Here is a 407-nt window from a genome sequence, read left to right as displayed (position 1 = left end):
CTCCGCAGCTGCCGGCAAGATGGACATGAAGGCCATGATGAAGGAGAACAACGAGAAGATGGCCGCGATCCCGATGACCGGCAATGCAGACGTGGACTTCGCACAGATGATGCGCATCCACCACCAGGGGGCCATCGACATGGCCGAGAGCGAACTGCGCGACGGCAAGGACCCACAGATGCTCAAGATGGCCAAGGACATCATTTCGGCTCAGAAGAAGGAAATCGCTGTGCTGGATGCGTTCCTCGCCCGCAGTGGCAAGGCGGCCACTGGATCCGCAAAGTAGCCGTTTCGACGCTTGCGTTGCTGCCCCGTGCCGTGGAACGTGTCCAGGGCCGGGGCAGCGTTCATTGGCGAGGCCTGGTCGGATGGCGCAACGCTGGTGTGCGATGGATCAAGCGCAAGAC

At 61.4% G+C, this 407-nt stretch carries 1 protein-coding gene; it reads left to right on the top strand.

The genetic code is table 11. The features are described 5' to 3' along the window. The coding region (locus tag JZ791_RS44445; protein WP_216904022.1) for a DUF305 domain-containing protein at positions 1-286 on the top strand (286 nt) is incomplete at its 5' end. Positions 287-407: the final 121 nt, after the last annotated feature.

The organism is Nocardia alni (assembly GCF_019038435.1).
Lineage (GTDB): Bacteria > Actinomycetota > Actinomycetes > Mycobacteriales > Mycobacteriaceae > Nocardia > Nocardia alni.
Note: the sequence above shows the minus strand (reverse complement) of the source record. Positions and strands in the feature narration are given on the sequence as shown.